This window comes from Rathayibacter sp. PhB151 (assembly GCF_004366415.1).
GTDB lineage: Bacteria > Actinomycetota > Actinomycetes > Actinomycetales > Microbacteriaceae > Rathayibacter > Rathayibacter festucae.
Genome location: NZ_SOEN01000007.1, coordinates 270,846 through 294,144, shown reverse-complemented (window position 1 = coordinate 294,144; position 23,299 = coordinate 270,846). Strand labels below are relative to the sequence as shown.

Below are 23,299 nucleotides of genomic sequence, written 5' to 3'. Positions count from 1 at the left end.
TACCGCAACTTCTGAGGAATGACGGGGACGCGTCAGGCGCCGCCGGCCTCCAGGGTCACCTCGATCGGCTCGTAGTCGGCGCCGCTGGTGTCGACGCCCGCGTCCGCGAGCTCGGCGAGCGCCTTCTCGACGTACTCGTTCGAGTAGGCGGTCTCCGGCGGGTCGTCGCTGATGATGGTCGCGCCGGTCTCGTTCTCCGTCGTCTTGGCGATGTCGACCGTCTGGTCCCAGGCGGCCTCGTCGATCATGCCGACACCGTTCGTGGAGGGCCAGATCAGCTTGTTGACCTCGTTGGTCATCCAGAGCTGGTGGCTGGTGCCGAGGGTGGAGCCGGCCGCGGTGACGATGTCCGCCGCCTCCTGCGGGTTGTCCTTCGCGTAGATCCAGCCCTTGATCGAGGCCTTGATGAAGGCGACGGTCTGCTCGGCGTAGGCGTCGTCGCTCGAGAGCTTGTCCGCGTCGGCCCAGATCGCGTCCTGCAGCATCGCCGTGCCGACGTCGTTCCAGCTGATCACGTTGAGGTCGTCGGGCGTGTACAGCTCGCCCGTGGCCGGGTTCGTCGACTCGAGGACCTGCGCGTACTCGTTGTAGGTCATCGCCTGCGCCGCGTCGATGTCGCCCGCGAGGAAGCCGTTCATGTCGAACTGCTGCTGCACGAGCGAGATGTCGTCGAGCGAGACCCCGTCCTTCTGCATGCCGGCGAAGAGCTCCCACTCGTTGCCGTAGCCCCAGCTGCCGACCTGCTTGCCGGCGAGGTCGGCGGGCGAGGTGATGCCCTTGTCCTTGAACGAGATCTGCGTGGTGGCGCTGCGCTCGAAGATCTGCGCGACATCGGTGATGTTCGCGCCGTTCTCGATCGAGCCGAGCACCTTCGGCACCCAGGAGATCGCGTAGTCGGCGTCTCCGGAGGCGAGGACGTCCTGCGGGACGATGTCGCCGCCGCCCTCGGCGATGGTCACGTCGAGGCCCTCGTCCTCGTAGTAGCCCTGGTCGACGGCGGCGTAGTAGCCGGCGAACTGGGCCTGGGCGACCCACTGGAGCTGCAGGGTGACGGGGGTGAGATCCCCCGAGTCCCCCGAGCCTCCGGAGACGGTGTCACTGGATGCGCTGCAACCGGTGAGCGCGAGGCCGACGGCGGCGAGTCCCGCCGTGGTCGTCATCGCGATGCGCGTGCGTCTGTTCACTGTTCCTCCTGGTGCGGTGCGGTGCGGGATGCGGCCCGGGCGGGCCGTCAGTGCCGTGGTGCGGATGGAGCGGTGGTGCGGATGGTGCGCGTGCCGTGGTGCGGGTGGTGCGTTCGGGTGGAGCCGAAGTGCCCGTCCGGCGCGAGCCGGCGGGAGTGGAGGGACGCGCCTCAGCGCGCGTGGCTGCGCCGCAGCGCGAGCGCCTCGAGGCCCGCGGTGACGCAGTAGAAGACGAGGCCGACGAGCACGGCCCCGAGCACGTAGGCGTAGGCCAGCGCGTAGTCGCTGCCCGACGCCGCCGAGGTGATCGACTTGCCCAGGCCCCCGATCGGACCGCCGAAGTACTCGGCGACCAGCGCCGAGATCACGGCGAGCGAGGAGGCGATCCGCAGCCCCGTGAAGAAGAACGGCACCGCCCCGGGCAGCGTGATCGTCCGCGCCGTCTGCCACGGTGACGCGGCGTAGGCGCGCATCAGATCGCGGTGCACGGGTGCCGCCTGACGCAGCCCCCGCAGGGTGTTGACGTACACCGGCACGAAGACCGCCAGCGCCGCCACGAGCTGCCGGGCCGTCTCGACGTTCGCGCCGAACATCGTGTAGAGCACGGGGGCGAGCGCCACGATCGGCACGACGGCCGCCGCCGCGACGATCGCCGCCACCAGCCCGTCGAAGACCCGCACCAGCGCCGACACCCCGGCGACGAGCACCGCGAGCACCGCCCCGGCGACCAGCCCGATCAGCGCGTTGCCGCCGGTCACCCGGCTCCCGGCCAGGACCGAGCCGGCGTTCTGCGCGAACTCCGCCCCGATCGCGAGCGGAGACGGCAGCACGAACGGCTGCACGTCGAGCGCCGTGACGCCGACCTGCCAGAGCAGCAGCGCCGCGATGCCGAGCACGAGCGGGGCGACGACCGCCCGGGCGAGCGCGGGGCTGTTCACCGGTTCTCCACCCCGCGCGGAACCGCGGCGGCGTCGCCGTGCAGCAGCTCGCGCACGGCGCCGACGTCCGAGAAGAACGCCGCGTCCTCGCGCACCCCCGCCTCGCGCTCGGAGGAGTCGGGCAGCGCGATCCGCAGCACATCGCGGATCCGGCCGGGCCGCGGCGACATCACCACCACGCGGTCGGAGAGGAACACCGCCTCCGGGATCGAGTGCGTCACGAAGACCACGGCGGCCCCCGTCTCGCTCCGGATGCGCAGCAGCTCGGTCTGCATCCGCTCGCGCGTCATCTCGTCGAGGGCGCCGAAGGGCTCGTCCATCAGCAGCAGCCGGGGGCTCTCGGCGAGGGCGCGCGCGATGGCGACCCGCTGCTGCATCCCGCCGGAGAGCTGGTCGGGGTAGGAGTCGGCGAAGTCGCCGAGCCCCACGAGCGCCAGCAGCTCGTCGACCCGCGACCGGCGAGCGGCGGTGCCCACGCCGTGCAGCTCGAGCGGCAGCGCGATGTTCGCGCGGATGCTCCGCCAGGGCAGCAGCCCCGCCTGCTGGAAGGCGATCCCGTACTCCTGGTCGAGCCGCGCCTGCCGCGCCGTCGTGCCGAACACCGAGATCGTGCCCGAGGTCGGCTCGTCGAGGTCGGCGATCAGGCGCAGCAGCGTCGACTTGCCGCAGCCGGAGGGCCCGATCAGCGACACGAACTCCCCCGCGGCGATCTCGAGCGAGACGGTGTCGAGCGCGGTGACGCTCGTGCTCTTCTTCGTGGTGAACGTCTTCGTGACGGAGTCGACGACGACGGCCGGTTCGGCAGCGCTCATGCGGGCTGCTCCCCTCTGCGGAACGGACGGAGGGCGGTGCCGATCAGGCCGACGACGCCGGCGGCCGCGAGGCCCACCAGCACCGCGCCCAGGATCGGCGCCCAGGGCTTGGCGGGGTCTCCCCCGGCGGAGGAGGCGAACTCGATGATCATGCGGCCGATGCCGCCGCGCAGGCCGATCGAGACCTCGGCGACGACGGTGCCGATCACGGCGCTGACGGCACCGAGCCGCAGCGCCGGGAGGAGGAACGGCACGCTCGCGGGCAGGCGCAGCCGCAGCAGCGTCTTCCACCAGCCGACGCCGTAGACGCGCATCAGCTCGACCTGGTGCGCCGACGGCGCGTTCAGTCCGCGCAGCGCGCCGATCGAGACCGGGAAGAAGGCGAGGTAGGAGGCGATCAGCGCCACCGACATCCAGTTCTCCCAGGTGAACGCGCCGAGCTCGAGCTGCGAGCCCCAGCGGCGCACCAGCGGCGCGATCGCGATCAGCGGCACCGTCTGGCTCAGCACGATCCACGGCAGCACCGCCGACTCGGCCGTGCGGAAGCGCTGCATCAGCACCGCGAGCAGCAGCCCGACGACCACGCCGACGACCCAGCCCACGGCCGCGACCCCGAGCGAGAAGGCGCTGGCCTGCAGCACCGCGAGCCAGAGCACCGGCGCGTCGCGGGCGCCGGTGATCGGCTCCCCGAGCCGGCCGGCGATCTCCCAGAGGTGCGGCATCGCGATGGCGCTGGTGCGCGGGAGCACGGTGACGCCGCCGACGACGACGCCGGTCTCCGGCCCGAGGGCCTTGTAGACCTCCCAGAGCACCGCGAGCAGGAGCAGCCCGGCCGCGCCGAGCAGGACCCCGCGCGTCGCGGCCGGCGACCTCATGCCTTCGCCACGATGTGCGGGCCGAGGGCCGGGATGACGCGCTCGCCGTACACGCGCAGCGTCTCCTCCTTGTTGTCGTGCTGGAGGTAGCCGGCGAACTGCGTGACGCCGATCTCGGCGAGCGCCGTCAGCTTCGCGATGTGCTCGTCGGCCGTGCCGAGGACGCAGAAGCGCTCGACGATCTCGTCGGGCACGAACGCGGTGTGCGAGTTGCCGGCCCGCCCGTGCTCGTTGTAGTCGTAGCCCTCGCGCCCGGCGATGTAGTCGGTCAGCGCCTGCGGGACGGCGCCGCTCGTGCCGTAGCGGCCGACGATGTCGGCGACGTGGTTGCCGACCATCCCGCCGAACCAGCGGCACTGGTCGTACATGTGCGCGCGGTCGGTCCCGATGTACATCGGCGCCGCGACGCAGAACTGCAGCGACTCCGGGTCGCGGCCGACGTTCGCCGCGGCATCCTTCACCGTCTGGATCATCCAGCGCGCGATGTCGAGGTCGGCGAGCTGCAGGATGAAGCCGTCGCCCGTCTCCCCCGCCAGCTTCAGCGCGAGCGGCCCGTAGGCGGCCACCCACATCTCGAGCGAGGAGCCGCGGCTCCACGGGAACTGCAGGGTCGAGCCGTTGTACTCGACCGAGCGGCTGTTGGCGAGCTCGCGGATGACGTGGATCGACTCCCGCAGCGTCTTCAGCGTGGTGGGAGCACCGCCGGTGACGCGGACGGCGGAGTCGCCGCGGCCGATGCCGCAGACGGTGCGGTTGCCGTACATCTCGTTGAGGGTCGCGTGCAGCGAGGCGATGACGGTCCAGTCGCGGGTCGCCGGGTTGGTCACCATCGGGCCGACGGTGATCCGGTGGGTCTTCTCGAGGATCTGCGAGTAGATGACGTACGGCTCCTGCCAGAGCAGGTGCGAGTCGAACGTCCACGCGTAGTCGAAGCCGTAGGTCTCGGCGAGGACGGCGAGCGCGACGGTGCGCGAGGCGGGCGGGTTGGTCTGGAGGACGACTCCGAAGTCCATGGGGCTTCCTTCGTTGCGGTGGGAAAAAGGGGACTTCGGGTCAGATCAAATACTGGGACAGCCCGCGCTTGATGTACTTCCCGTCGCCGGCCGTGCCGATGTACGAGCCGTCGTCGACGACGACCTTGCCGCGGGAGATCACCGTGTCGACGTGGCCGTCGATCTCGAAGCCCTCCCAGGCGGAGTAGTCCATGTTCATGTGGTGGCTGCGGCCCTCGCCGATGCCGATCGAGGTGTGCCCGTTCGGGTCGTAGACGACGACGTCGCCGTCGGCGCCGGGCTGGATCACGCCCTTCTTCCCGTACATCCCGAACATCCGCGCCGGAGTCGTCGAGGTGAGCTCCACCCAGCGCGGCAGCGAGATCTGCCCGGACACGACGCCCTGGTACATCAGGTCCATCCGGTGCTCGACCGAGCCGATGCCGTTCGGGATCTTCGAGAAGTCGCCGACGCCCATGTCCTTCTGGCCCTTCATGCAGAAGGGGCAGTGGTCGGTGGAGACCATCTGGATGTCGTTGGTCCGCAGCGACTGCCACATGTGGTGCTGGTGCCCCTCCGCCTTCGAGCGCAGCGGCGTCGAGCACACCCACTTCGCGCCCTCGAAGCCGGGCGCACCCAGCTGCTCCTCGAGCGAGAGGTAGAGGTACTGCGGGCAGGTCTCGCCGAAGACGTTCATCCCGCGGTCGCGGGCCTGCGCGATCTGCTCCACCGCCTGCTTCGCCGACACGTGCACCACGTAGAGCGGCGCGCCGGTGAGGTCGGCGATCATGATCGCCCGGTGCGTCGCCTCCTCCTCCGCCTGCCACGGCCGCGAGGTCCCGTGGAAGTAGGGCGAGGTGTTGCCGGCGGCGAGCGACTGCTTCACCAGCTCGTCGATGATCGCGCCGTTCTCGGCGTGCATCATCATCATCGCGCCGTTGGACGCGCCCTTCTGGAACGCCCGCAGGATCTGCCCGTCGTCCGAGAGGAACACGCCCTTGTAGGCCATGAAGAGCTTGAAGCTCGTGACTCCCTCGTCCATCAGCTCGTCCATCGCCACCAGGGACGAGTCCTGCACGTCGGAGAGGATCTGGTGGAAGCCGTAGTCGATCGCGCAGTTGCCGGCCGCCTTCTCCTGCCAGGCCTGGTAGCGGTCGACGACGCTCTCGCCGGGGTACTGCACCACGAAGTCGACGATCGACGTGGTCCCGCCCCAGGCCGCGGCCCGGGTGCCGGTCTCGAAGGTGTCCGAGGCGAAGGTGCCGCCGAACGGCATCTCCATGTGCGTGTGCGCGTCGATCCCGCCCGGGATGACGTACTTGCCGGCCGCGTCGATGACGCGGTCGACGTTCGCCGCGAGGTCGAAGCCCAGCAGCGTCGAGCCGGGCGCGAGCACCGCGGCGATGGTCTCGCCGTCGATCAGGACGTCGGCGGTGGCGGTGCCGGTCGCGTTGACGACCGTGCCGTTCGTGATGAGGGTCTTCATCGATGCTCCTCGGTGGTTCTGGTGCTGCGGCGGTCGCGCGGTCGGGTCGTCAGCGGTCAGGGCTTCGGGATGCTCGTGTACGAGTCCGGACGGCGGTCGCGGTAGAACTGCCAGTCGTCGCGCATCTGCTGCACCATGTCGAGGTCGAGATCGCGGATCAGGATCTCCTCGCTGTCGCCCGAGCCGCGCTCGCCGACGAAGTTGCCGCGCGGGTCGATCACCTGGCTCGTGCCGTAGAAGTCGACGGCCAGCTCGCCGTACTCGTTGTCCTCGCGGCCGACCCGGTTGGGCTGGAGCACGAAGTAGCCGTTCGCCACGGCGGCGCACGGGCCCTCCACCTCCCACAGGCGGTTCGAGAGGCCCGGCTTGGTCGCGTTCGGGTTGAACACCATGTGCGCGCCGTTCAGGCCCAGCTCGCGCCAGCCCTCGGGGAAGTGCCGGTCGTAGCAGATGTAGACGCCGACCTTGCCGACCGCGGTGTCGAAGACCGGGTAGCCGAGGTTGCCGGGACGGAAGTAGAACTTCTCCCAGAAGCGGTCGAGGTGCGGGATGTGGTGCTTGCGGTACTTCCCGAGGATCGTGCCGTCGGCGTCGACGACCACGGCGGTGTTGTAGTAGACGCCGGTGATGTCCTCCTCGTAGATCGGCAGGATCATCACCGTGCCGAGCTCCTTCGCCAGCGCGGCGAAGCGCTGCACGATCGGGCCGTCGGCCGGCTCGGCGTAGCGGTAGTACTTCTTGTCCTCGGTGATGCCGAAGTACGGGCCGTAGAACAGCTCCTGGAAGCAGACGATCTGCGCTCCCTGGGCGGCGGCGTCACGGGCGAACTGCTCGTGCTTGTCGAGCATCGACTCCTTGTCGCCGGTCCACGTGGTCTGGGTGATCGCTGCGCGGACGATGGTCATCGGTACCTCCATGCTTCGGTCGGCCCGGTCGAGGCTCCGCCGAGGTCCCACGAGACGCGGGAGGCGGGGCCGAGGGGCCGTGGTCTCACTGTGGTCCGCGCGAGGGTCGAAGGCAATGACCGCTTCCGCTCCGTGCGCCGGACAGGGGTTCATCGTCGTCCTCCGACGTTTCCCGGGTGTTTCCGGCGCGGATCCGCAGCATTAAGGCGCCGGTCCTTCGGAATCCGCGGTGTCCGCGGTCCGCGGTAGCGTCGACGGATGCGCATCACGATCCTGGCCGGCGGCGTCGGCGGCGCCCGTTTCACCTCCGCGGTGCGCGAGCACCTCCGCGACCTCGAGGCGGCCGGCGGCGGTCCCTCCGAGATCACGGTCGTCGCCAACACCGGCGACGACATGTGGCTGACCGGACTGAAGGTCTGCCCCGACCTCGACTCGCTCACCTACGCGCTCGCCGGTGTCAACGACACCGAGCGCGGCTGGGGCCGGGCCGGCGAGAGCGAGCGCGTCTCGGCCGAGCTGACCGCGTTCGGCGTCGGCTGGCCGTGGTTCACCCTCGGCGACCTCGACATCGGCACGCACCTCGCCCGCACCTCGATGCTGCGGGACGGGCTGACCCTCTCCGAGGCCACCGAGCGGATCACCGCGCGCTGGCCGCTCGGCGTCCGCCTGCTGCCGATGTCCGACTCCGACGTCGAGACCCACGTCGAGGTCGACCTGCCCGGCGAGGGCGTCCGGCTGCTGCACTTCGAGGAGTGGTGGGTGCGGCTGCGCGCCTCGGTGCCCGCCCGCCGCTTCGTGCAGCAGGGCGTCGAGGAGGCTCGCCCCGCCCCGGGCGTGCTCGAGGCGATCGCCGACACCGACGCGGTCCTGATCGCCCCGTCGAACCCGGTGGTGTCGATCGGGACGATCCTCGGCGTGCCCGGCATCGCAGAGGCCGTGCGGACCACCTCGGCGCCGGTCGTCGGCGTCTCGCCGATCATCGGCGGCGCGGTGGTGCGCGGCATGGCCGACCACTGCCTGCCCGCCATCGGAATCGAGACCTCGGCGGAGGCGGTGGGCCGGCACTACGGCGCACGCTCCACCGGCGGGCTGCTCGACGCCTGGCTGGTCGGCGAGGAGGACGCGGCGGCCGTCGGCGCCCTCGACGGCACGGGTCTGCGCGTCCACTCGGTCCCGCTCTGGCTCCGCGACCGCGACAGCTCGACGCGGCTCGCGGCCGACGTCATCGCCGCAGCCCGCGCCTGACCACCGCCGGACACGCGCCACCGGCCGGCGCCTCCCAGCCTCGGGGGCCACGCTGGCAGCACCCCTCACCGCACCATCGAAAGGACCACCCATGCCCGGAGCCCTCGTCCTCGCCGGAGGCGGCCTCGCCGGAATCGCCTGGGAGCTCGGCATCGTCCGCGGCCTCAGCGACGCCTCGCCCGAGGCGGCCCGCCTCCTCCTCGACCCCGCCACGACCCTGATCGGCACCTCCGCCGGCTCCGCCGTCGCCTCGCAGCTGAGCACCTCCGTCGGCCTCGACGAGGCCTACGAGTCCCAGCTGCGCGAGGAGTCCGCCGAGATCGGCGCCGTCGTCGACGTCGAGCGCCTGCAGGCGAGCTACGCCGCCGCGATCGAGGGCGCGACCTCGCCCGAGGACGCCCGGCGCCGCATCGGCGTGCTCGCCCTCGAGACCGCGACCCTGTCCGAGGAGTCCCGCCGCGACGTCATCGCCGCACGGATCGCCGACGCCGACTGGCCCGAGCAGCGCCTCCTGATCACCGCGATCGACACCGCCACCGGAGCGCTCACCGTCTTCGACCGCACGAGCGGCGTCGGCCTGGTCGACGCCATCGCCGCCAGCTGCGCGGTGCCCGGCGTCTGGCCGCCGGTGAGCATCGACGGCGTCCGCTACATGGACGGCGGGGTGCGCTCCGGGAGCAACGCCGACCTCGCCGCGGGTGCCGACTGGGTGGTCGTCATCACGCCGATGCCCGGCATCGGCTCGCCCGGTGTCGGCACGCTGCCCACCGCCGAGCTCGAGGCACTGTCGGGCTCGCGCGTCGAGGTCGTCTACGCGGACGAAACCTCGATCGCCGCCTTCGGCCCGAATTCGCTCGACCCCGAGGTCCGCCCCGCCGCCGCGCAGGCCGGCCGGGCGCAGGGCGCGCGGATCGCCGCCCGGATCGCCGCACTGGTCGGCGCCGACGAGCCCACAGGCGACTGAACGACCGCGACCCGGCTGCGTCAGCGCTTCACGCCGTAGCGGAGGAACGCCGTGCCGTCGGGGAAGCAGCGCTGCTCGCGCAGCTCGAGGCGAGCGCGGAAGCCGCGCGGGAGGAACGGCGTGCCGCCGCCCACCGCGATCGGCGACACGAAGCAGCGGATCTCGTCGACGACGCCGGCGAGGAGCGCCTGCCCCCCGAGGGTCGCGCCGCCGACGGAGACGTCGTGCGCCGACGACCTGGCCTCCTCCGCCACGGCGACGGGATCGAACGTCCGCTCGAGCCGCGTCCGCCGGGTGCGGACGGCGGGCAGTGTCGTCGAGTGGACGACCTTGTCCGCCCTCCGCCACATCTCCTGAAAGTCGTGGATGAACGCGAACTGCGCGGCGAGCTCGTAGCCCGCGTCCCAGCCGCGCATGGTCTCGTAGATCCCGCGCCCGTAGTGGTACGTGCCCACTCCGGCCTCGATCTCGTTGATGTAGCGGTGCACCTCGGGGCGGGGCGTGGCCCAGCTGAAATCCCCGGTCTCGTCGACGGTGTAGCCGTCGATCGAGGCGACACCGCTGTAGACGAGCGCGCCCACATCGGCCTCCTCTGCAGCCGGTTTCGGGTTCCGGCCACGCCCGCGAGGGTAGGCGTGAGAGCGCTCCAGCGCAACGCCTGCCGGAGAACAGTCGCCGAACGACGGCCGAGCGGCGGCGGCGCCCCGCGACGGGCTCAGTGGCGGCTGCTGAGCAGCGCCAGCACGTCGGCGTGCCGTCCCTCGGCCTCGGCTTCGCGGAGGAAGCGCACCCGGTCGACGAGCACCTCCTCCACCTCCGGCCGGGTGGCGAGGATCCGCACCGTCTCGTCGAGGAACTCGTCCAGCGGCATCGCGCTCGGATCGTCCTGCTGGCCCATCAGCGTCGTCTGGACGGCCGGCGGCACCAGCTCGATCACCTGGACCGGAGTCTCCGCGAGCTGCGCCCGCAGGCTCTGCGTGTAGGAGTGCACCGCGGCCTTGGTCGCGCTGTAGGTCGGGGTCGCCGGCAGCGGCACGAACGCGAGCCCCGAGGACACGGTCATCAGCACGCCGTCCGGCTTCGCGGCGATCCACGGCGTGAAGGCGGTGAGCGTGCGGATCGTGCCGAGCAGGTTCGTCTCGACGATGGCGGCGGCGGTCTCGAGGTGCCCCGAGTCCTGCAGGTCCTCCGGCAGCATGATGCCGGCCATCGTGACGACGACGTCGAGGTCGGGGTGCTCCCGAGTGACCGTCTCGACCGCGGCGGCGATCGACTCCGGGTCGGTGACGTCGATCACGACCGAGTGCGAGCCGGGGTGCGCCGCGGTGAACTCGTCCAGCAGCTCGCTGCGGCGACCGCCGAGGATCACCGTGTTCCCCGCGTCGAGGAAGCGCTCGGCGAGCCCTCGGCCGATGCCGGAGGTCGCGCCGGTGATCAGGATGGTGCTGCCCGTGGTCTTCATGTCGTCTCCTTCGTCTGCCCAGGCTGTCCTGCCCGGCCGGACTCCACCGTCCCCCGGCCCGGCGCGGGCCGGAAGGGCTGGACGATCCAGGGATCGGCGCTCCCTGGTCCGCGATGCGCGCGGACCGGCAGGATGAGCGCATGGACCGACCTGCCCTCGCCGAGTTCCTCCGCGGCCGACGCGAGCGGCTGCAGCCGTCCGACGTCGGCATGCCGCCCGGAGCGCGCCGCCGCACCGCGGGCCTGCGCCGAGAGGAGATCGCCGCCGCCGTCGGCATGTCCGCCGACTACTGGTCGCGGCTGGAGCAGCAGCGCGGACCGCAGCCGTCCGAGCAGATGCTCACCGCGATCGCCCGCGGGCTGCGCCTGGACCTCGACGAGCGCGACCACCTCTTCCGGCTCGCCGGGCAGACCCCGCCCGCACGGCACCGGCGCGACGAGCACGTCTCCCCCGGGCTGCTCCGCGTGCTGGACCGGCTGGACGACACTCCCGCGCTGGTGATCACCGAGCTCGGCGAGACCCTCGTGCAGAACCGCCTGGCCCGTGCCCTCTTCGGCGACGGAGACGCCTGGACCGGACTGGACCGCAGCGGCATCCACCGCTGGTTCGCGCACCCCGACGAGGCCCGCCGCAGCTACCCCGAGCGCGAGCACGAGCACCAGGGGCGGATGCAGACCGCCCAGCTGCGCTTCGCCGCCGCGGCACCCGACGCCGACCCGCTGGCCGGGCGGATCATCGCGTCGCTGCTCGGTCGGAGCGAGGAGTTCCGCCGCTACTGGGAGCTGCAGGAGGTCACGGCCCGCTTCGAGGACCACAAGACCCTGCGCCACCCCGAGGTCGGCGAGATCGACGTCGACTGCCAGGCCCTCTTCACCGAGAACCAGGCGCAGGTGCTGCTGGTGCTCACGCCGCGTGCAGACTCCCCCGCCTCCGCCGAGGCCCTCCGGCTGCTCGGCGTCGTCGGCGACCAGCGGCTGACGCCGTCGGCGTAGGGCCGGTGTCGACCGGGCAGGTGTCCGCGACGGTCCGTCCGCGCCGGGGCGCGTGTCCGCCGCGCGCCGACGTCCGCCTAGGGTGGAGGCGGTCGCAGCGAGCGGCCGCGAAGGGTTCCTCATGAAGATCAGCCAGCTGCGTCACTTCGTGGCCGTCGCCGAGGAGCTCCACTTCGTGCGCGCCGCCGAGAAGCTCGGCATCTCCCGCGCGAAGCTCGACTCCTCCGTCGCCGCCGTCGAGCTCGACCTCGGCCGCCCGCTCTTCGAGCCGGGCGCCGCCGCCACGACCCTCACCGCCGCCGGTCGCCAGCGCCTCGCCTCGGCCCGCGAGGAGCTCGCCGCCCTCGGCGACGAGCCCGAGGAGGCCCCCAAGTCCGGCGGCAAGGCCAAGGCCTCGAAGGGCACCGGCCGCGCCCCCGTCGTCAAGGGCCAGCCCAAGCCCTACAAGCGCCGCCAGTCCCGCTGACCCGAGGTCTCGCGAGGTTCTCCTGTGGGCCCTACCGGGCTCGAACCGATGACATCCACGGTGTAAACGTGGCGCTCTACCAACTGAGCTAAAGGCCCCCGTCGCGGCCGGGCCGCGGACGATCGGGATCGATCCTACGACACGGCTCGCACCGCTACTCTCGGCGCATGGCGGACACGGACGACACCCGCGCGAGACGCCGGGCCGAGAGCCGCTGGCCGGCCTCCGCCGCGATCCTCGTGGCCGTGGTGCTCAACCTCGTCGGACACGATCCCGGCACCTCGGTCGTCCGGATCGCCGCGGCGGTTCTGACGCTCGCGCTGCTGATCCCGCTGTTCGTGGTCAACCCGCGGCGCCTGGACACCGAGACCCGCTGGTCCCGCGGAGTGTCGATCGCCCTCGCGGTCGTGCTCGCCGCGGCGAACCAGATCAACGTCGTCCGCGTCGTGATCGACCTCGTCGACGGATCGGCCGACGGCCCGCTGCTGCTGCTCACCGCGCTGCAGGTCTGGGTGACCAACGTCGTCGCCTACGCGCTGATCTACTGGGAGCTCGACCGCGGCGGCCCCGTCTCCCGCGGCACGCTCGAGCGCTCGCAGCTGCCGCCCGCCGACTTCGCCTTCCCGCAGGACACCTACCGCGACACCGTCAGCGAGGTCGCGGCCGGCTCCTCCGAGAAGGCCGACTGGCGCCCGGGCTTCGTCGACTACCTCTACGTCTCGACGACGAACACGATGGCGTTCAGCCCCACCGACACGATGCCGCTCTCCAGCCGGGTCAAGCTCCTGATGGCCCTCGAGGGCTTCACCGGCTTCGTCCTGCTGGCCCTGGTCATCTCCCGAGCCGTGAACATCCTGAACTGACGCCTGCATCCCTCCCGCGAGATGCCACTTGTGCACGCGACACGCCGTGAAAGGCGGTCACAAGTGGCATCTCGCGGAGAGCGTCAGGCGTGGGCCGGAGTGAGCGCGTCGATCGCGGCGCGGTAGTCGTCCATCGAGCGGGCCTCGCCGGGCGCCGTGATGAAGGTGTCGCGGATGACGCCCTGCTTGTCGATGAGGAAGGTCGCGCGCGTCGCGTAGCCCTTTCCCTCGAGGAAGACGCCGTACTGCTTGGCGACGTCGCCGTGCGGCCAGAAGTCGGAGAGCAGCGTGAAGTCGTAGCCCTGCTTCTCGCCCCAGGCGCGCAGGGTGTGCTTGGAGTCGACGGAGATGCCGATCAGCTCGACCTCCGCGTGCTCGAACAGCGAGAGGTTCTCGCGCAGTGCGCAGAACTCGCCGGTGCAGGTGCCGGAGAAGGCGAGGGGGAAGAAGACGAGGGCGACGTTGCGCCGCCCGTGGAAGTCGCCGAGCTGGATGCGCTCGCCGTACTGGTTCGCGAGTTCGAAGTCGGGAGCCAGCGTGAGCTTCTCGAGAGCCATCGGACGATGTCCTTCCATGCGCACGAATGTCGCGCGAGCACGAGGGGCAATGCTAGACCCGCTCCGGCCGTCCACCAAGGAGGAGCCGAACAGCGGTCGGGAACGAGGCCGCTGGACGCGCTGTCGCTGGAGAAATCCCACAGTGCCCTGTGCGGTTCCGTCGTGGATCGCCACACATGACCGGAATCGCTAGGCTTGCACGGGTGCCCGCGCGCTCCTCGTCATCCGAGGGTCCTGCGCGCGGATCCGCACCGCTTCATGAGAGTGATGTCTCGGGCACGATCTGCCCCCAGAGAGAGGTCGAGGGTGACTGTTAACGATCAGGACCCGTATTCCGTCGGACACGTCGACTCGGATCCCGAGGAAACGTCGGAGTGGAACGAGTCGCTGGACGCGCTCGTCGAGGAGCGGGGTGCGGGTCGCGGACGCGACGTCATGCTCAGCCTCCTCAAGCGCTCCAAGGAGCTACACCTCGGCGTTCCGATGGTGCCGACGACGGACTACATCAACACCATCGCGGCCGAGAACGAGCCGGACTTCCCCGGCGACGAGGACGTCGAGCGCCGCTACCGCGCGTGGATCCGCTGGAACGCGGCCATCCTCGTGCACCGCGCGCAGCGCCCCGGCATCGGCGTCGGCGGGCACATCTCGACCTACGCGTCGAGCGCCTCGCTCTACGAGGTCGGCTTCAACCACTTCTTCCGCGGCCAGGACCACCCGGGCGGCGGCGACCAGATCTTCATCCAGGGCCACGCCTCGCCCGGCCCCTACGCCCGCGCTTTCCTCGAGGGACGCCTGAGCGAGCACCAGCTCGACGGCTTCCGCCAGGAGAAGTCGCACCAGGGCGGCGGGCTCTCCAGCTACCCGCACCCGCGCCTCATGCCGGAGTTCTGGCAGTTCCCGACCGTGTCGATGGGCCTCGGCCCGATCAACGCGATCTACCAGGCGCAGGCGAACAAGTACCTCACCAACCGCGGCATCAAGGACGCCTCCGACCAGCAGGTCTGGGCGTTCCTGGGCGACGGCGAGATGGACGAGGTCGAGTCGCGCGGTCAGCTCCAGGTCGCCGCGAACGACGGCCTCGACAACCTCAACTTCATCATCAACTGCAACCTGCAGCGCCTCGACGGCCCGGTCCGGGGCAACGGCAAGATCGTCCAGGAGCTGGAGTCGTTCTTCCGCGGCGCCGGCTGGAACGTCATCAAGCTCATCTGGGGCCGCGAGTGGGACGACCTGCTCGCCCGCGACACCGAGGGCGCGCTGCTCGACCTGATGAACAAGACGCCCGACGGCGACTTCCAGACCTTCAAGACCGAGGACGGCGCCTACGTCCGCGAGAACTTCTTCGGCCGCGACGAGCGCGCGAAGAAGCTCGTCGAGGACTACAGCGACGAGCAGATCTGGGGCCTGCGCCGCGGTGGTCACGACTACCGCAAGATCTACGCCGCCATGAAGGCCGCGACGGAGCACAAGGGTCAGCCGACCGTCATCCTCGCGCACACCATCAAGGGCTACGGTCTCGGCCGCAGCTTCGAGGGCCGCAACGCGACCCACCAGATGAAGAAGATGACGCTGGACAACCTGAAGGGCTTCCGCGACACCATGCGGATCCCGATCACGGATGCGCAGCTCGAGGAGAACCCCTACCTCCCGCCGTACTATCACCCCGGTCAGGGCGACGAGGCGATCGAGTACATGCAGGAGCGCCGCCGCGCGCTCGGCGGCTACCTGCCCGAGCGCCGGTCGAAGTACACGCAGCTCTCGCTGCCGGACGACTCGGCCTACAAGATCGGCAAGAAGGGCTCCGGGACGCAGGAGATCGCCACCACCATGGCGTTCGTCCGCATCCTGAAGGACATCCTGCGCTCGAAGGACTTCGGCAACCGCGTCGTCCCGATCATCCCCGACGAGGCCCGCACCTTCGGCATGGACGCGTTCTTCCCGAACGCGAAGATCTACAACCCGCGCGGCCAGCACTACACGTCGGTCGACCGCGAGCTGCTCCTGGCCTACAAGGAGAGCCCGCAGGGTCAGATCCTGCACGTCGGCATCAACGAGGCGGGCGCCCTCGCGGCGTTCACCGCGGTCGGCACGTCCTACTCGACGCAGGGCGAGCCGCTCATCCCGGTCTACGTCTTCTACTCGATGTTCGGCTTCCAGCGCACGGCCGACGCGATCTGGGCGGCGGGCGACATGATGGCCCGCGGCTTCATGATCGCGGCGACCGCCGGTCGCACCACGCTGACCGGTGAGGGCCTCCAGCACGCGGACGGCCACTCGCCGATCCTCGCCGCCACCAACCCGGCCGTCGTCAGCTACGACCCGGCGTACAGCTACGAGATCGCGCACATCGTGCAGTCCGGTCTCGAGCGGATGTACGGCGGGAAGCACCCGGAGCCGAACGTCATGTACTACGTGACGGTCTACAACGAGCCGATCGTGCACCCGAAGGAGCCCGAGGACGTGGACGTGGACGGCATCGTCCGCGGCATCCACCGCGTCTCCTGGGGTCAGTGGGACGGCCCGAAGGCCCAGCTGCTCGCGTCCGGCGTCGCCGTGCCGTGGGCGATCGAGGCGCAGAAGCTCCTCGCCGAGGACTGGGGTGTGTCGGCCGACGTCTGGTCGGTCACCTCGTGGAACGAGCTGCGGCGCGACGGCATCAACGCCGAGCACCACAACTTCCTCTACCCCGAGGACGAGGCGCAGGTCCCCTACGTCACGCAGAAGCTCGCCGACGCGAAGGGCCCCTTCGTCGCCGTCTCGGACTTCTCGCACCAGGTCCCCGACCAGCTGCGCCAGTTCATCCCGGGCGACTTCGCGACGCTCGGAGCGGACGACTTCGGCTTCTCGGACACCCGCGCCGCCGCGCGTCGCCACTTCAAGATCGACGGACCGTCGGTCGTGGTGCGCACGCTGCAGCTGCTCGCCAAGCGCGGCGAGGTCGACCCCTCGCTCTCCGCCCAGGCGATCCAGAAGTACAGCCTCCACGACGTGAACGCCGGCACCACCGGCAACGCCGGCGGCGATAACTGACGGACGGCTCGGTGCTCTCCTCCGACGACGCGCAGTCGACGCGGGGCACTGCCCCTTCCGCGGAGCGTCCGGCCACCCGGCCGGGCGCTCCGCGCACGAAGGAGCAGACCCTCGCGTGGCTGCGGACCCTCTCGGGCGAGCTGTCCACGCAGACCATCAAGAAGCTCGAGGACACGCTGCCCTGGTACGGCAGCATGCCCCCGGGCCGCCGCTCCGCGGTGGGCATGGTCGCGCAGGCCGGCATCACCTCGTTCATCTCCTGGTTCGACGACCCCTCGGCGACGCCGTGGATCGCCGCCGACGTCTTCGGAGCGGCTCCCCGCGAGCTGCTCCGCTCCGTCTCGCTGACCCAGACCCTCCAGCTGATCAAGGTCACCGTCGAGGTCGTCGAGGAGCGGATCACCAACCGCGGCGAGGACCTGCGCGAGGCGATCCTGCTCTACTCGCGCGAGATCGCCTTCGCCGCCGCCGACGTCTACGCCCGTGCGGCGGAGGCGCGCGGCCTCTGGGACGCCCGTCTCGAGGCACTCGTCGTCGACTCGATCCTCACGGGCGAGGCCGACGACGAGCTGCCGAGCCGGATCGCGGCGCTCGGCTGGCACGGCCACGGCGAGGTCGCGGTGCTCGTGGGCACCGCGCCCAAGATGCTCGACGTTGACCAGCTCCGCCGCACCGCCCGGCACATGAGCGCCGACGTGCTGATCGGCGTGCAGGGCAGCCGGCTCGTGCTGGTGATCGGCCGCGCCGAGCCGAGTGAGAACGCGACGGAGGAGACCGGCCCGCCGGTCGCCTTCCTCGAGATCGCGAACGCGCTCGAGCCGGGCTTCGGCTCCGGTCACCTGGTCCTCGGCCACGAGGTGCCGACGCTCGTCGAGGCCTCGCGCAGCGCTCGCGCCGCCCTGGCCGGCTTCGCGGTCGCGCGCTCCTGGCGCAACGCCCCGCGGCCGGTGAACGCCGACGATCTGCTGCCCGAGCGGGCCCTGGCCGGCGATCCCCTCGCCCGGCAGAGCCTGATCACCCAGATCTACAAGCCGCTGCAGAAGCACTCGACCGAGCTGCTCACCACGCTGTGGGCGTACCTCGACAACGGCCGCTCGCTCGAGGCGACGGCCCGCGAGCTCTTCGTGCACCCCAACACCGTCCGCTACCGCCTGAAGCGCGTGGCGGAGGTGATCGGCTGGGACGCGACGGGCGCCCGCGAGGCGCTCATCCTCCAGTCGGCCCTCATCCTCGGCTCGATGAGCGACCCGGACGGAGCGGTCCGCCGCCGTCCGACGCGCAAGTGAGCCGCACCCCTCCTCGCACCCCGTTGTAGAACCGCCACAAGCTCTTTGTGGTTTGTCAGTACCTCAGAGCGCCGCACGAACCGGCGCGGATCGGAAGACTGAAAGCGTGATCGTCGTCGTCGCCCCGGGTCAGGGCTCCCAGACCCCCGGATTCCTCGAGCCGTGGCTCGCCGTCCCCTCGGTGGCCGAGCAGGTCGCCGCGCACTCGGAGGCGGTCGGCATCGACCTCGCCGCCCACGGCACCGTCTCGGACGCGGACACGATCCGCGACACCGCGGTCGCCCAGCCGCTGATCGTCTCCGCCGGGCTGGTCAGCCTGGCCGCGCTGCTCGAGGGCGGCCGCCGCGAGCGCATCGCGGGCATCGCCGGCCACTCGGTCGGCGAGATCACCGCTGCGGCGGGAGCGGGAGTCCTCTCCGAGCCCGACGCCCTCGTCTTCGTTCGCGAGCGCGCCCGCGCCATGGCCGCCGCGGCCGCCGCGACGCCCACCGCGATGAGCGCCGTCCTCGGCGGCGACGAGGAGGCGCTCCTCGCCCGCCTCGACGAGCTCGGTCTCGAGCCGGCCAACTACAACGGCGGCGGCCAGATCGTCGTCGCCGGCGCGGTCGACGCCCTGCAGGCGCTGAAGGACGAGCCCCTCCGCGGCACCCGCGTCGTCCCGCTCCAGGTCGCCGGCGCCTTCCACACCCGCTACATGGCGCCCGCTCGCGACTCCCTCGCCGACGTCGCCGCCTCGATCACCCCGGCCGACCCGACGCTGCGCCTCTGGACGAACAGCGACGGCTCCGTCGTCGACAGCGGCTCCCGCTTCCTGGAGCTGCTCGTCGGCCAGGTCGCCTCGCCCGTCCGCTGGGACCTCTGCATGGCGGCCTTCGCCGAGGCGGGCGTCACCGGCCTGATCGAGCTGGCCCCCGCCGGCGCCCTCGTCGGCCTCGCCAAGCGCGGCCTCAAGGGCCTCCCGACCCTCGCGATCAAGACCCCCGACGACCTCGACGCCGCCCGCGCCTTCATCGACGAGCACGCCGCCTAGCAGGAGAGACCCATGACGACCCCTTCCCTCACCCAGTCCAGCGGCAGCCAGTACACCCGCATCCTCGGCATCGGCGCGGCCCGTGGCGACCTCGTCGTGCCCAACGACGACCTCGTCGGCCCGATCAACTCCTCCGACGAGTGGATCCGCCAGCGCACCGGCATCGTCGAGCGCCGCCGCGCCTCGTCCGAGATCCAGGCCGTCGACCTCGCGACGACCGCCTCCCTCGAGGCGATCGAGAAGGCCGGGATCCGCGCCGACCAGATCGGCCTCGTGCTGGTCTCCACGATCAGCAACACCGTGCAGACGCCTTCACTGGCGGCGCTCCTCGCCGACCGGATCGGCGCGAACCCGGCCCCCGCCTACGACATCTCCGCCGCCTGCGCCGGCTACACCTACGGCATCGCCCAGGCCGACTCGTTCGTCCGCTCCGGCCTCGCCGAGTACGTCCTCGTCGTCGGCGCCGAGAAGCTCTCCGACATCGTGAAGTCGACCGACCGCAGCATCTCCTTCCTCCTCGGCGACGGCGCCGGCGCCGCGATCGTCGGCCCGAGCGACACCGCCGGCATCTCGAAGACCGTCTGGGGCTCCGACGGCTCCAAGTGGGACACCGTGGGGATGGACAACCCGCTCGCCGCCTACCGCGACGGCGTCGCCGAGTGGCCGACGCTGCGCCAGGACGGCCCCTCCGTCTTCCGCTGGGCGGTCTGGGAGATGGCCAAGGTCGCCAAGCAGGCGCTGGCCGAGGCGGGCGTCGCGCCCGAGGACCTCGCCGCCTTCATCCCGCACCAGGCGAACATGCGGATCATCGACGAGCTCGCGAAGCAGCTGAAGCTGCCCGAGACCGTGACGATCGGCCGCGACATCGAGACGACCGGCAACACCTCGGCCGCCTCCATCCCGCTCGCGACCCACCGCCTGCTCGAGGAGCACCCCGAGCTCAGCGGCGGACTCGCCCTGCAGATCGGCTTCGGCGCCGGACTCGTCTTCGGCGCGCAGGTCGTGGTGCTCCCGTAGGGGGCGCAGGCCCACCCCTAAACTGACCTACGGTCACACGACGAACACCCCGATCTCGACGAACACCGAGTTCGAGAACACTCTGATCGAACACCCCTCAAGGAGAGAACCATGGCACTGTCCAACGAAGAAGTCCTCGCCGGCCTGGCCGAACTGGTCAACGACGAGACCGGCATCGCGACCGATTCCGTCGAGATGGAGAAGTCGTTCACCGACGACCTCGACATCGACTCCATCTCGATGATGACCATCGTGGTCAACGCCGAGGAGAAGTTCGACGTGAAGATCCCGGACGACGAGGTCAAGAACCTCAAGACGGTCGGCGACGCGGTCACCTTCATCGTCAAGGCCTCCGCGTAACCAGCGCCCCGCGCACCCCGTCCACGCGGCGGACACCCCGGCCAGGGCTCCGAGCCCGGCCGGGGTGCGCCCGGCACCCACCCGTCACGGAACAGAGATCGTCGTCATGAGTCCCAAGAAAATCGTCGTCACCGGCATCGGAGCCAGCACGCCCCTCGGCGGCACCGCTCGCGAGTCCTGGAACGCCCTTCTCGCGGGCGAGTCCGGCGTCAGCACGATCCAGGCCGACTGGGTGACCGAGCTCGAGCTCCCCGTCACCTTCGCCGCCCAGGCCAAGGTGCGCCCGGAGGAGGTCCTCCCCCGGCCCGAGGCCAAGCGCCTCGACCCCTCCAGCCAGTTCGCCCTGATCTCCGCCCGCGAGGCCTGGGCCGACTCCGGCATCACCGACGTCGACCCGCTGCGCGTCGGCGTCGACTACTCCACCGGCATCGGCGGACTCTGGACCCTCATCGACGCGTGGGACACCCTCCGCGAGCGCGGTCCCCGCCGCGTCCTCCCGATGACCATCCCCATGCTGATGCCCAACGCCGCCGCGGCCGCGATCAGCATGTCGATCCCCTCCCGCGCCTACGCCCGCACCGACGTGTCGGCCTGCGCGTCGAGCACCGAGGCGATCGCCAACGCCTACGAGCACCTCCAGCGCGGCCTCGCCGACGTCGTCATCGCCGGTGGCACCGAGTCGGTCGTCCACCCGCTCCCCCTCGCCGCCTTCGCGTCGATGCAGGCCCTCTCGCGCCGCAACGACGACCCGGCCACCGCCTCCCGCCCCTACGACGTCTCCCGCGACGGCTTCGTCCTCGGCGAGGGCGCCGCCACCCTCGTCCTCGAGACCGAGGAGCACGCCCTCGCCCGAGGCGCCCGCATCTACGCCGAGCTCGCCGGCGGCGCCGTCACCAGCGACTCGTACCACATCACCGCCCCCGACCCCGAGGGCTCCGCCGCCGCCCGCGCCATGATCGAGGCCCTCGAGCAGGCCGGCGCCGCCCGCACCGACGTCACCCACGTCAACGCCCACGCGACCAGCACCCCCGTCGGCGACATCGCCGAGTACCGGGCCCTCGCCCGCGTCTTCGGCGACCACCTCCCGAACATCGCCGTCTCCGCCACCAAGGCCGCCACCGGCCACCTCCTCGGCGGCACCGGCGCTCTCGAGGCGATCTTCACCGTCCTCGCCCTGCACGAGCGCACCGCCCCGCCCACCATCAACCTCTTCGAGCAGGACCCGCAGATCCCCCTCGACGTGGTCACCAGCCCGCGCGACCTCGGAGCCGGGCCCCTCGTCGCCCTCTCCAACTCCTTCGGGTTCGGGGGGCACAATGCTGTTGCCGCGTTCCGGTCGGTGTAACGGGGCGTAGCCCCGTCACCCCGACCGGAACGCGGGCTGCGCCGCTCCCTGCGCGGCGCAGGCGCGTCCGCTCCCTACGGGGCTGCGGATCGCAGGGCCGGTGCGGTGCGGCGACGGCGATCCGCTGGAACGCGGATCGCCGGATGCGCCTCGTGCCGCGAGGGTGGTCGTTCACCGCGAGCCCTCGCCCGCAGTTCTGGGAACGGGACCGCCTCGCCTGCGGCTCGCTCCGCCGGGCACTCGCTGCAGCACTCCGGGTGAGGTGACCGCATCGCCTGCGGCTCGCTGCGTCGGACACCTCCGCCAGCACCAGACCATGCTGGTCGAGTAGCCCCGCAGGGGCGTATCGAGACCCACCGTCCTCAAGAGGGCGGTCTGCAGACTCCTCCTTCGGGCGGTGGTGGATCTCGATACGCCCGCTCCGCGGGCTACTCGATCACCATGACGAGCTTGCTGGTCGAGTAGCCCCGCAGGGGCGTATCGAGACCCACCGTCCCCAGCACGGCGGACCAGCAGTCGGATCCCGCCGTTGCGACGAGCTGAAGCGCGCCCCACGAGCCGAAGATGCGCCCACTCGGTCATAGAGTCGCGCCCGCCGTATCGCCGCGCGCCACGAGGCGCATCCGGCGATTCGCGTGCCAGCGAATCGCCGTCGCCGTTCGCACCCCGCTCTGCAGAACGCGACCACCTCCCCGAGCCGACCGCGCTGCGCCGCGCAGGGAGCGGCGCAGAAACAGGCACAGCCCGATCAGCCGACGCTGTGCATCCAGATGACCCGCGCGAAGTCGCTCGCGGCGCGGAAGGGCTCGAGCTCGTCCTCCCAGGCCTGGCCGAGGGCGAGGCGCAGCTCGCGGTGCAGCTCGATGGGGTCCGCTCCGGCGCTCTCCATGGCGGAGCGGATGCGGTCCTCGGGGACGACGGTGTTGCCGGCGCTGTCGGTCTGGGCGTAGAAGACGCCCAGCTCCGGAGTGTGCATCCAGCGGCCGCCGTCGACGCCGGGCGACGGGTCCTCGGTCACCTCGTAGCGGACGTCGGCCCAACCGCGGAGCGCGGAGGCGATCGCCGCGCCGGTGCCGACCGGTCCCTCCCAGGCGTACTCGGTGCGCTGGGCGCCGCGCTGCACCGGCTGCTCGATCCAGTCGAAGTTCACGGCACGGCCGAGAGCGCGACCTGCTCCCCATTCCAGATGGGGGCAGAGCGCGCGGGGGGCGGAGTGCACGAAGAGCACACCCCGAGTCTGTTGCGTCACCACGCTGTCCTCCGTCCGTCCTGGTGCGTCTTCCCCAACGACCTGGACCACGAGCGACGTGCAGTGCCTTCTTGTGCGGTGGACGAGCCACCAGTCGAGATTATGCAGGACCCTCCGCGCCACGACAAGGCGCCTCGCCGCTCCCGCCGCCGGGTCGCGCAGATCCCCTGCCTATACTCGGGAAAGTCCGCCCGAACCGCGGCGTCGCCCGGCTCCGGGCCCGCGACCCGCTCGAGAG

At 71.3% G+C, this 23,299-nt stretch carries 22 protein-coding genes and 1 tRNA gene; 11 read left to right on the top strand and 12 right to left on the bottom strand.

The genetic code is table 11. The features are described 5' to 3' along the window. Nucleotides 1-32: 32 nt before the first annotated feature. From EDF35_RS08705 to EDF35_RS08675, 7 genes are all read right to left on the bottom strand, one after another. The gene (locus EDF35_RS08705; RefSeq protein WP_243839909.1) at nt 33-1,184 is read right to left on the bottom strand and encodes an ABC transporter substrate-binding protein; all 1,152 of its coding nucleotides are present in this window, start codon (nt 1,182-1,184) and stop codon (nt 33-35) included. Between the two features lie 170 nt (nt 1,185-1,354). Beyond that, nucleotides 1,355-2,122 carry an ABC transporter permease subunit gene (locus tag EDF35_RS08700; RefSeq protein WP_133961879.1) on the bottom strand — a complete coding sequence of 256 codons (768 nt, stop codon included), beginning with the start codon at nt 2,120-2,122 and terminating at the stop codon, nt 1,355-1,357. Next, on the bottom strand, nt 2,119-2,934 hold the full coding sequence (locus EDF35_RS08695) for an ABC transporter ATP-binding protein (protein WP_133961877.1): 816 nt from the start codon (nt 2,932-2,934) through the stop codon (nt 2,119-2,121). Before EDF35_RS08695 ends, EDF35_RS08700 begins: the two co-directional genes overlap by 4 nt. Continuing rightward, nucleotides 2,931-3,809, bottom strand: coding sequence for an ABC transporter permease subunit (locus EDF35_RS08690; RefSeq protein ID WP_123732144.1), 879 nt, complete (start codon nt 3,807-3,809; stop codon nt 2,931-2,933). Before EDF35_RS08690 ends, EDF35_RS08695 begins: the two co-directional genes overlap by 4 nt. Then, nucleotides 3,806-4,822, bottom strand: coding sequence for a TIGR03842 family LLM class F420-dependent oxidoreductase (locus EDF35_RS08685; RefSeq protein ID WP_123735494.1), 1,017 nt, complete (start codon nt 4,820-4,822; stop codon nt 3,806-3,808). The genes EDF35_RS08690 and EDF35_RS08685 overlap by 4 nt, the downstream gene beginning before the upstream one ends. Before the next feature lie 40 nt (nt 4,823-4,862). Continuing rightward, nucleotides 4,863-6,287 carry a dihydropyrimidinase gene (gene hydA, locus EDF35_RS08680; protein WP_133961874.1) on the bottom strand — a complete coding sequence of 475 codons (1,425 nt, stop codon included), beginning with the start codon at nt 6,285-6,287 and terminating at the stop codon, nt 4,863-4,865. A 56-nt stretch (nt 6,288-6,343) separates the two neighbouring features. Beyond that, a complete protein-coding gene (locus EDF35_RS08675; protein WP_123445673.1) occupies nt 6,344-7,192 on the bottom strand; it encodes a nitrilase-related carbon-nitrogen hydrolase in 849 nt (282 codons plus the stop codon). A gap of 258 nt (nt 7,193-7,450) precedes the next feature. On the opposite strand from EDF35_RS08675, the gene cofD reads away from it, so the two are divergent. Both cofD and EDF35_RS08665 read left to right on the top strand, forming a co-directional pair. After that, nucleotides 7,451-8,437 (top strand): 2-phospho-L-lactate transferase, encoded by a 987-nt coding sequence (gene cofD / locus EDF35_RS08670; RefSeq protein ID WP_133961872.1) that lies wholly within the window; start codon nt 7,451-7,453, stop codon nt 8,435-8,437. Nucleotides 8,438-8,528: 91 nt separating this feature from the next. Next, nucleotides 8,529-9,401: a patatin-like phospholipase family protein gene (locus EDF35_RS08665; protein WP_133961870.1), complete on the top strand. Its 873-nt coding sequence runs from the start codon at nt 8,529-8,531 to the stop codon at nt 9,399-9,401. Between the two features lie 20 nt (nt 9,402-9,421). Here the strand turns inward: EDF35_RS08665 and EDF35_RS08660 are convergent, their stop codons facing one another. Beyond that, a complete protein-coding gene (locus EDF35_RS08660; protein WP_133961868.1) occupies nt 9,422-9,982 on the bottom strand; it encodes a dihydrofolate reductase family protein in 561 nt (186 codons plus the stop codon). Between the two features lie 134 nt (nt 9,983-10,116). Then, nucleotides 10,117-10,863 (bottom strand): SDR family NAD(P)-dependent oxidoreductase, encoded by a 747-nt coding sequence (locus EDF35_RS08655; RefSeq protein WP_133961866.1) that lies wholly within the window; start codon nt 10,861-10,863, stop codon nt 10,117-10,119. 140 nt (nt 10,864-11,003) lie between these two features. Here EDF35_RS08655 and EDF35_RS08650 point away from each other — a divergent pair, with 140 nt between their 5' ends. After that, a complete protein-coding gene (locus tag EDF35_RS08650; protein WP_123732137.1) occupies nt 11,004-11,855 on the top strand; it encodes a helix-turn-helix transcriptional regulator in 852 nt (283 codons plus the stop codon). A gap of 121 nt (nt 11,856-11,976) precedes the next feature. Beyond that, nucleotides 11,977-12,321 (top strand): LysR family transcriptional regulator, encoded by a 345-nt coding sequence (locus tag EDF35_RS08645; protein WP_123445667.1) that lies wholly within the window; start codon nt 11,977-11,979, stop codon nt 12,319-12,321. Nucleotides 12,322-12,346: 25 nt separating this feature from the next. On the opposite strand, the gene EDF35_RS08640 is transcribed toward EDF35_RS08645, so the two are convergent. Beyond that, nucleotides 12,347-12,419 (bottom strand) — tRNA-Val (locus tag EDF35_RS08640). A gap of 69 nt (nt 12,420-12,488) precedes the next feature. Between EDF35_RS08640 and EDF35_RS08635 the strand changes: the two genes are divergently transcribed. After that, nucleotides 12,489-13,184, top strand: coding sequence for a DUF1345 domain-containing protein (locus tag EDF35_RS08635; RefSeq protein ID WP_133961864.1), 696 nt, complete (start codon nt 12,489-12,491; stop codon nt 13,182-13,184). Between the two features lie 83 nt (nt 13,185-13,267). On the opposite strand, the gene EDF35_RS08630 is transcribed toward EDF35_RS08635, so the two are convergent. Continuing rightward, complete coding sequence (locus tag EDF35_RS08630) at nt 13,268-13,741, bottom strand: peroxiredoxin (protein ID WP_133961862.1); 474 nt, start codon at nt 13,739-13,741, stop codon at nt 13,268-13,270. Between the two features lie 306 nt (nt 13,742-14,047). On the opposite strand from EDF35_RS08630, the gene aceE reads away from it, so the two are divergent. The 6 genes from aceE (at nt 14,048) to EDF35_RS08600 (ending at nt 21,812) form a co-directional block, all read left to right on the top strand. Beyond that, nucleotides 14,048-16,774, top strand: a complete 2,727-nt coding sequence (gene aceE, locus EDF35_RS08625; protein WP_133961860.1) for a pyruvate dehydrogenase (acetyl-transferring), homodimeric type — start codon at nt 14,048-14,050, stop codon at nt 16,772-16,774. Nucleotides 16,775-16,893: 119 nt separating this feature from the next. Continuing rightward, nucleotides 16,894-18,060 carry a helix-turn-helix domain-containing protein gene (locus tag EDF35_RS08620; protein ID WP_173232301.1) on the top strand — a complete coding sequence of 389 codons (1,167 nt, stop codon included), beginning with the start codon at nt 16,894-16,896 and terminating at the stop codon, nt 18,058-18,060. Nucleotides 18,061-18,166: 106 nt separating this feature from the next. Further along, complete coding sequence (locus EDF35_RS08615) at nt 18,167-19,090, top strand: ACP S-malonyltransferase (protein WP_133961858.1); 924 nt, start codon at nt 18,167-18,169, stop codon at nt 19,088-19,090. 12 nt (nt 19,091-19,102) lie between these two features. Beyond that, nucleotides 19,103-20,107, top strand: coding sequence for a beta-ketoacyl-ACP synthase III (locus EDF35_RS08610; protein WP_123445661.1), 1,005 nt, complete (start codon nt 19,103-19,105; stop codon nt 20,105-20,107). Nucleotides 20,108-20,218: 111 nt separating this feature from the next. Further along, entirely contained in the window at nt 20,219-20,467 is a 249-nt protein-coding gene (locus EDF35_RS08605; protein ID WP_123445660.1) for an acyl carrier protein, read from the top strand. Nucleotides 20,468-20,573: 106 nt separating this feature from the next. Then, a complete protein-coding gene (locus EDF35_RS08600; protein WP_123703161.1) occupies nt 20,574-21,812 on the top strand; it encodes a beta-ketoacyl-[acyl-carrier-protein] synthase family protein in 1,239 nt (412 codons plus the stop codon). A 748-nt stretch (nt 21,813-22,560) separates the two neighbouring features. Here the strand turns inward: EDF35_RS08600 and EDF35_RS08595 are convergent. Further along, nucleotides 22,561-23,064, bottom strand: coding sequence for a DUF3145 domain-containing protein (locus tag EDF35_RS08595; protein ID WP_243581736.1), 504 nt, complete (start codon nt 23,062-23,064; stop codon nt 22,561-22,563). Nucleotides 23,065-23,299 lie beyond the last annotated feature (235 nt).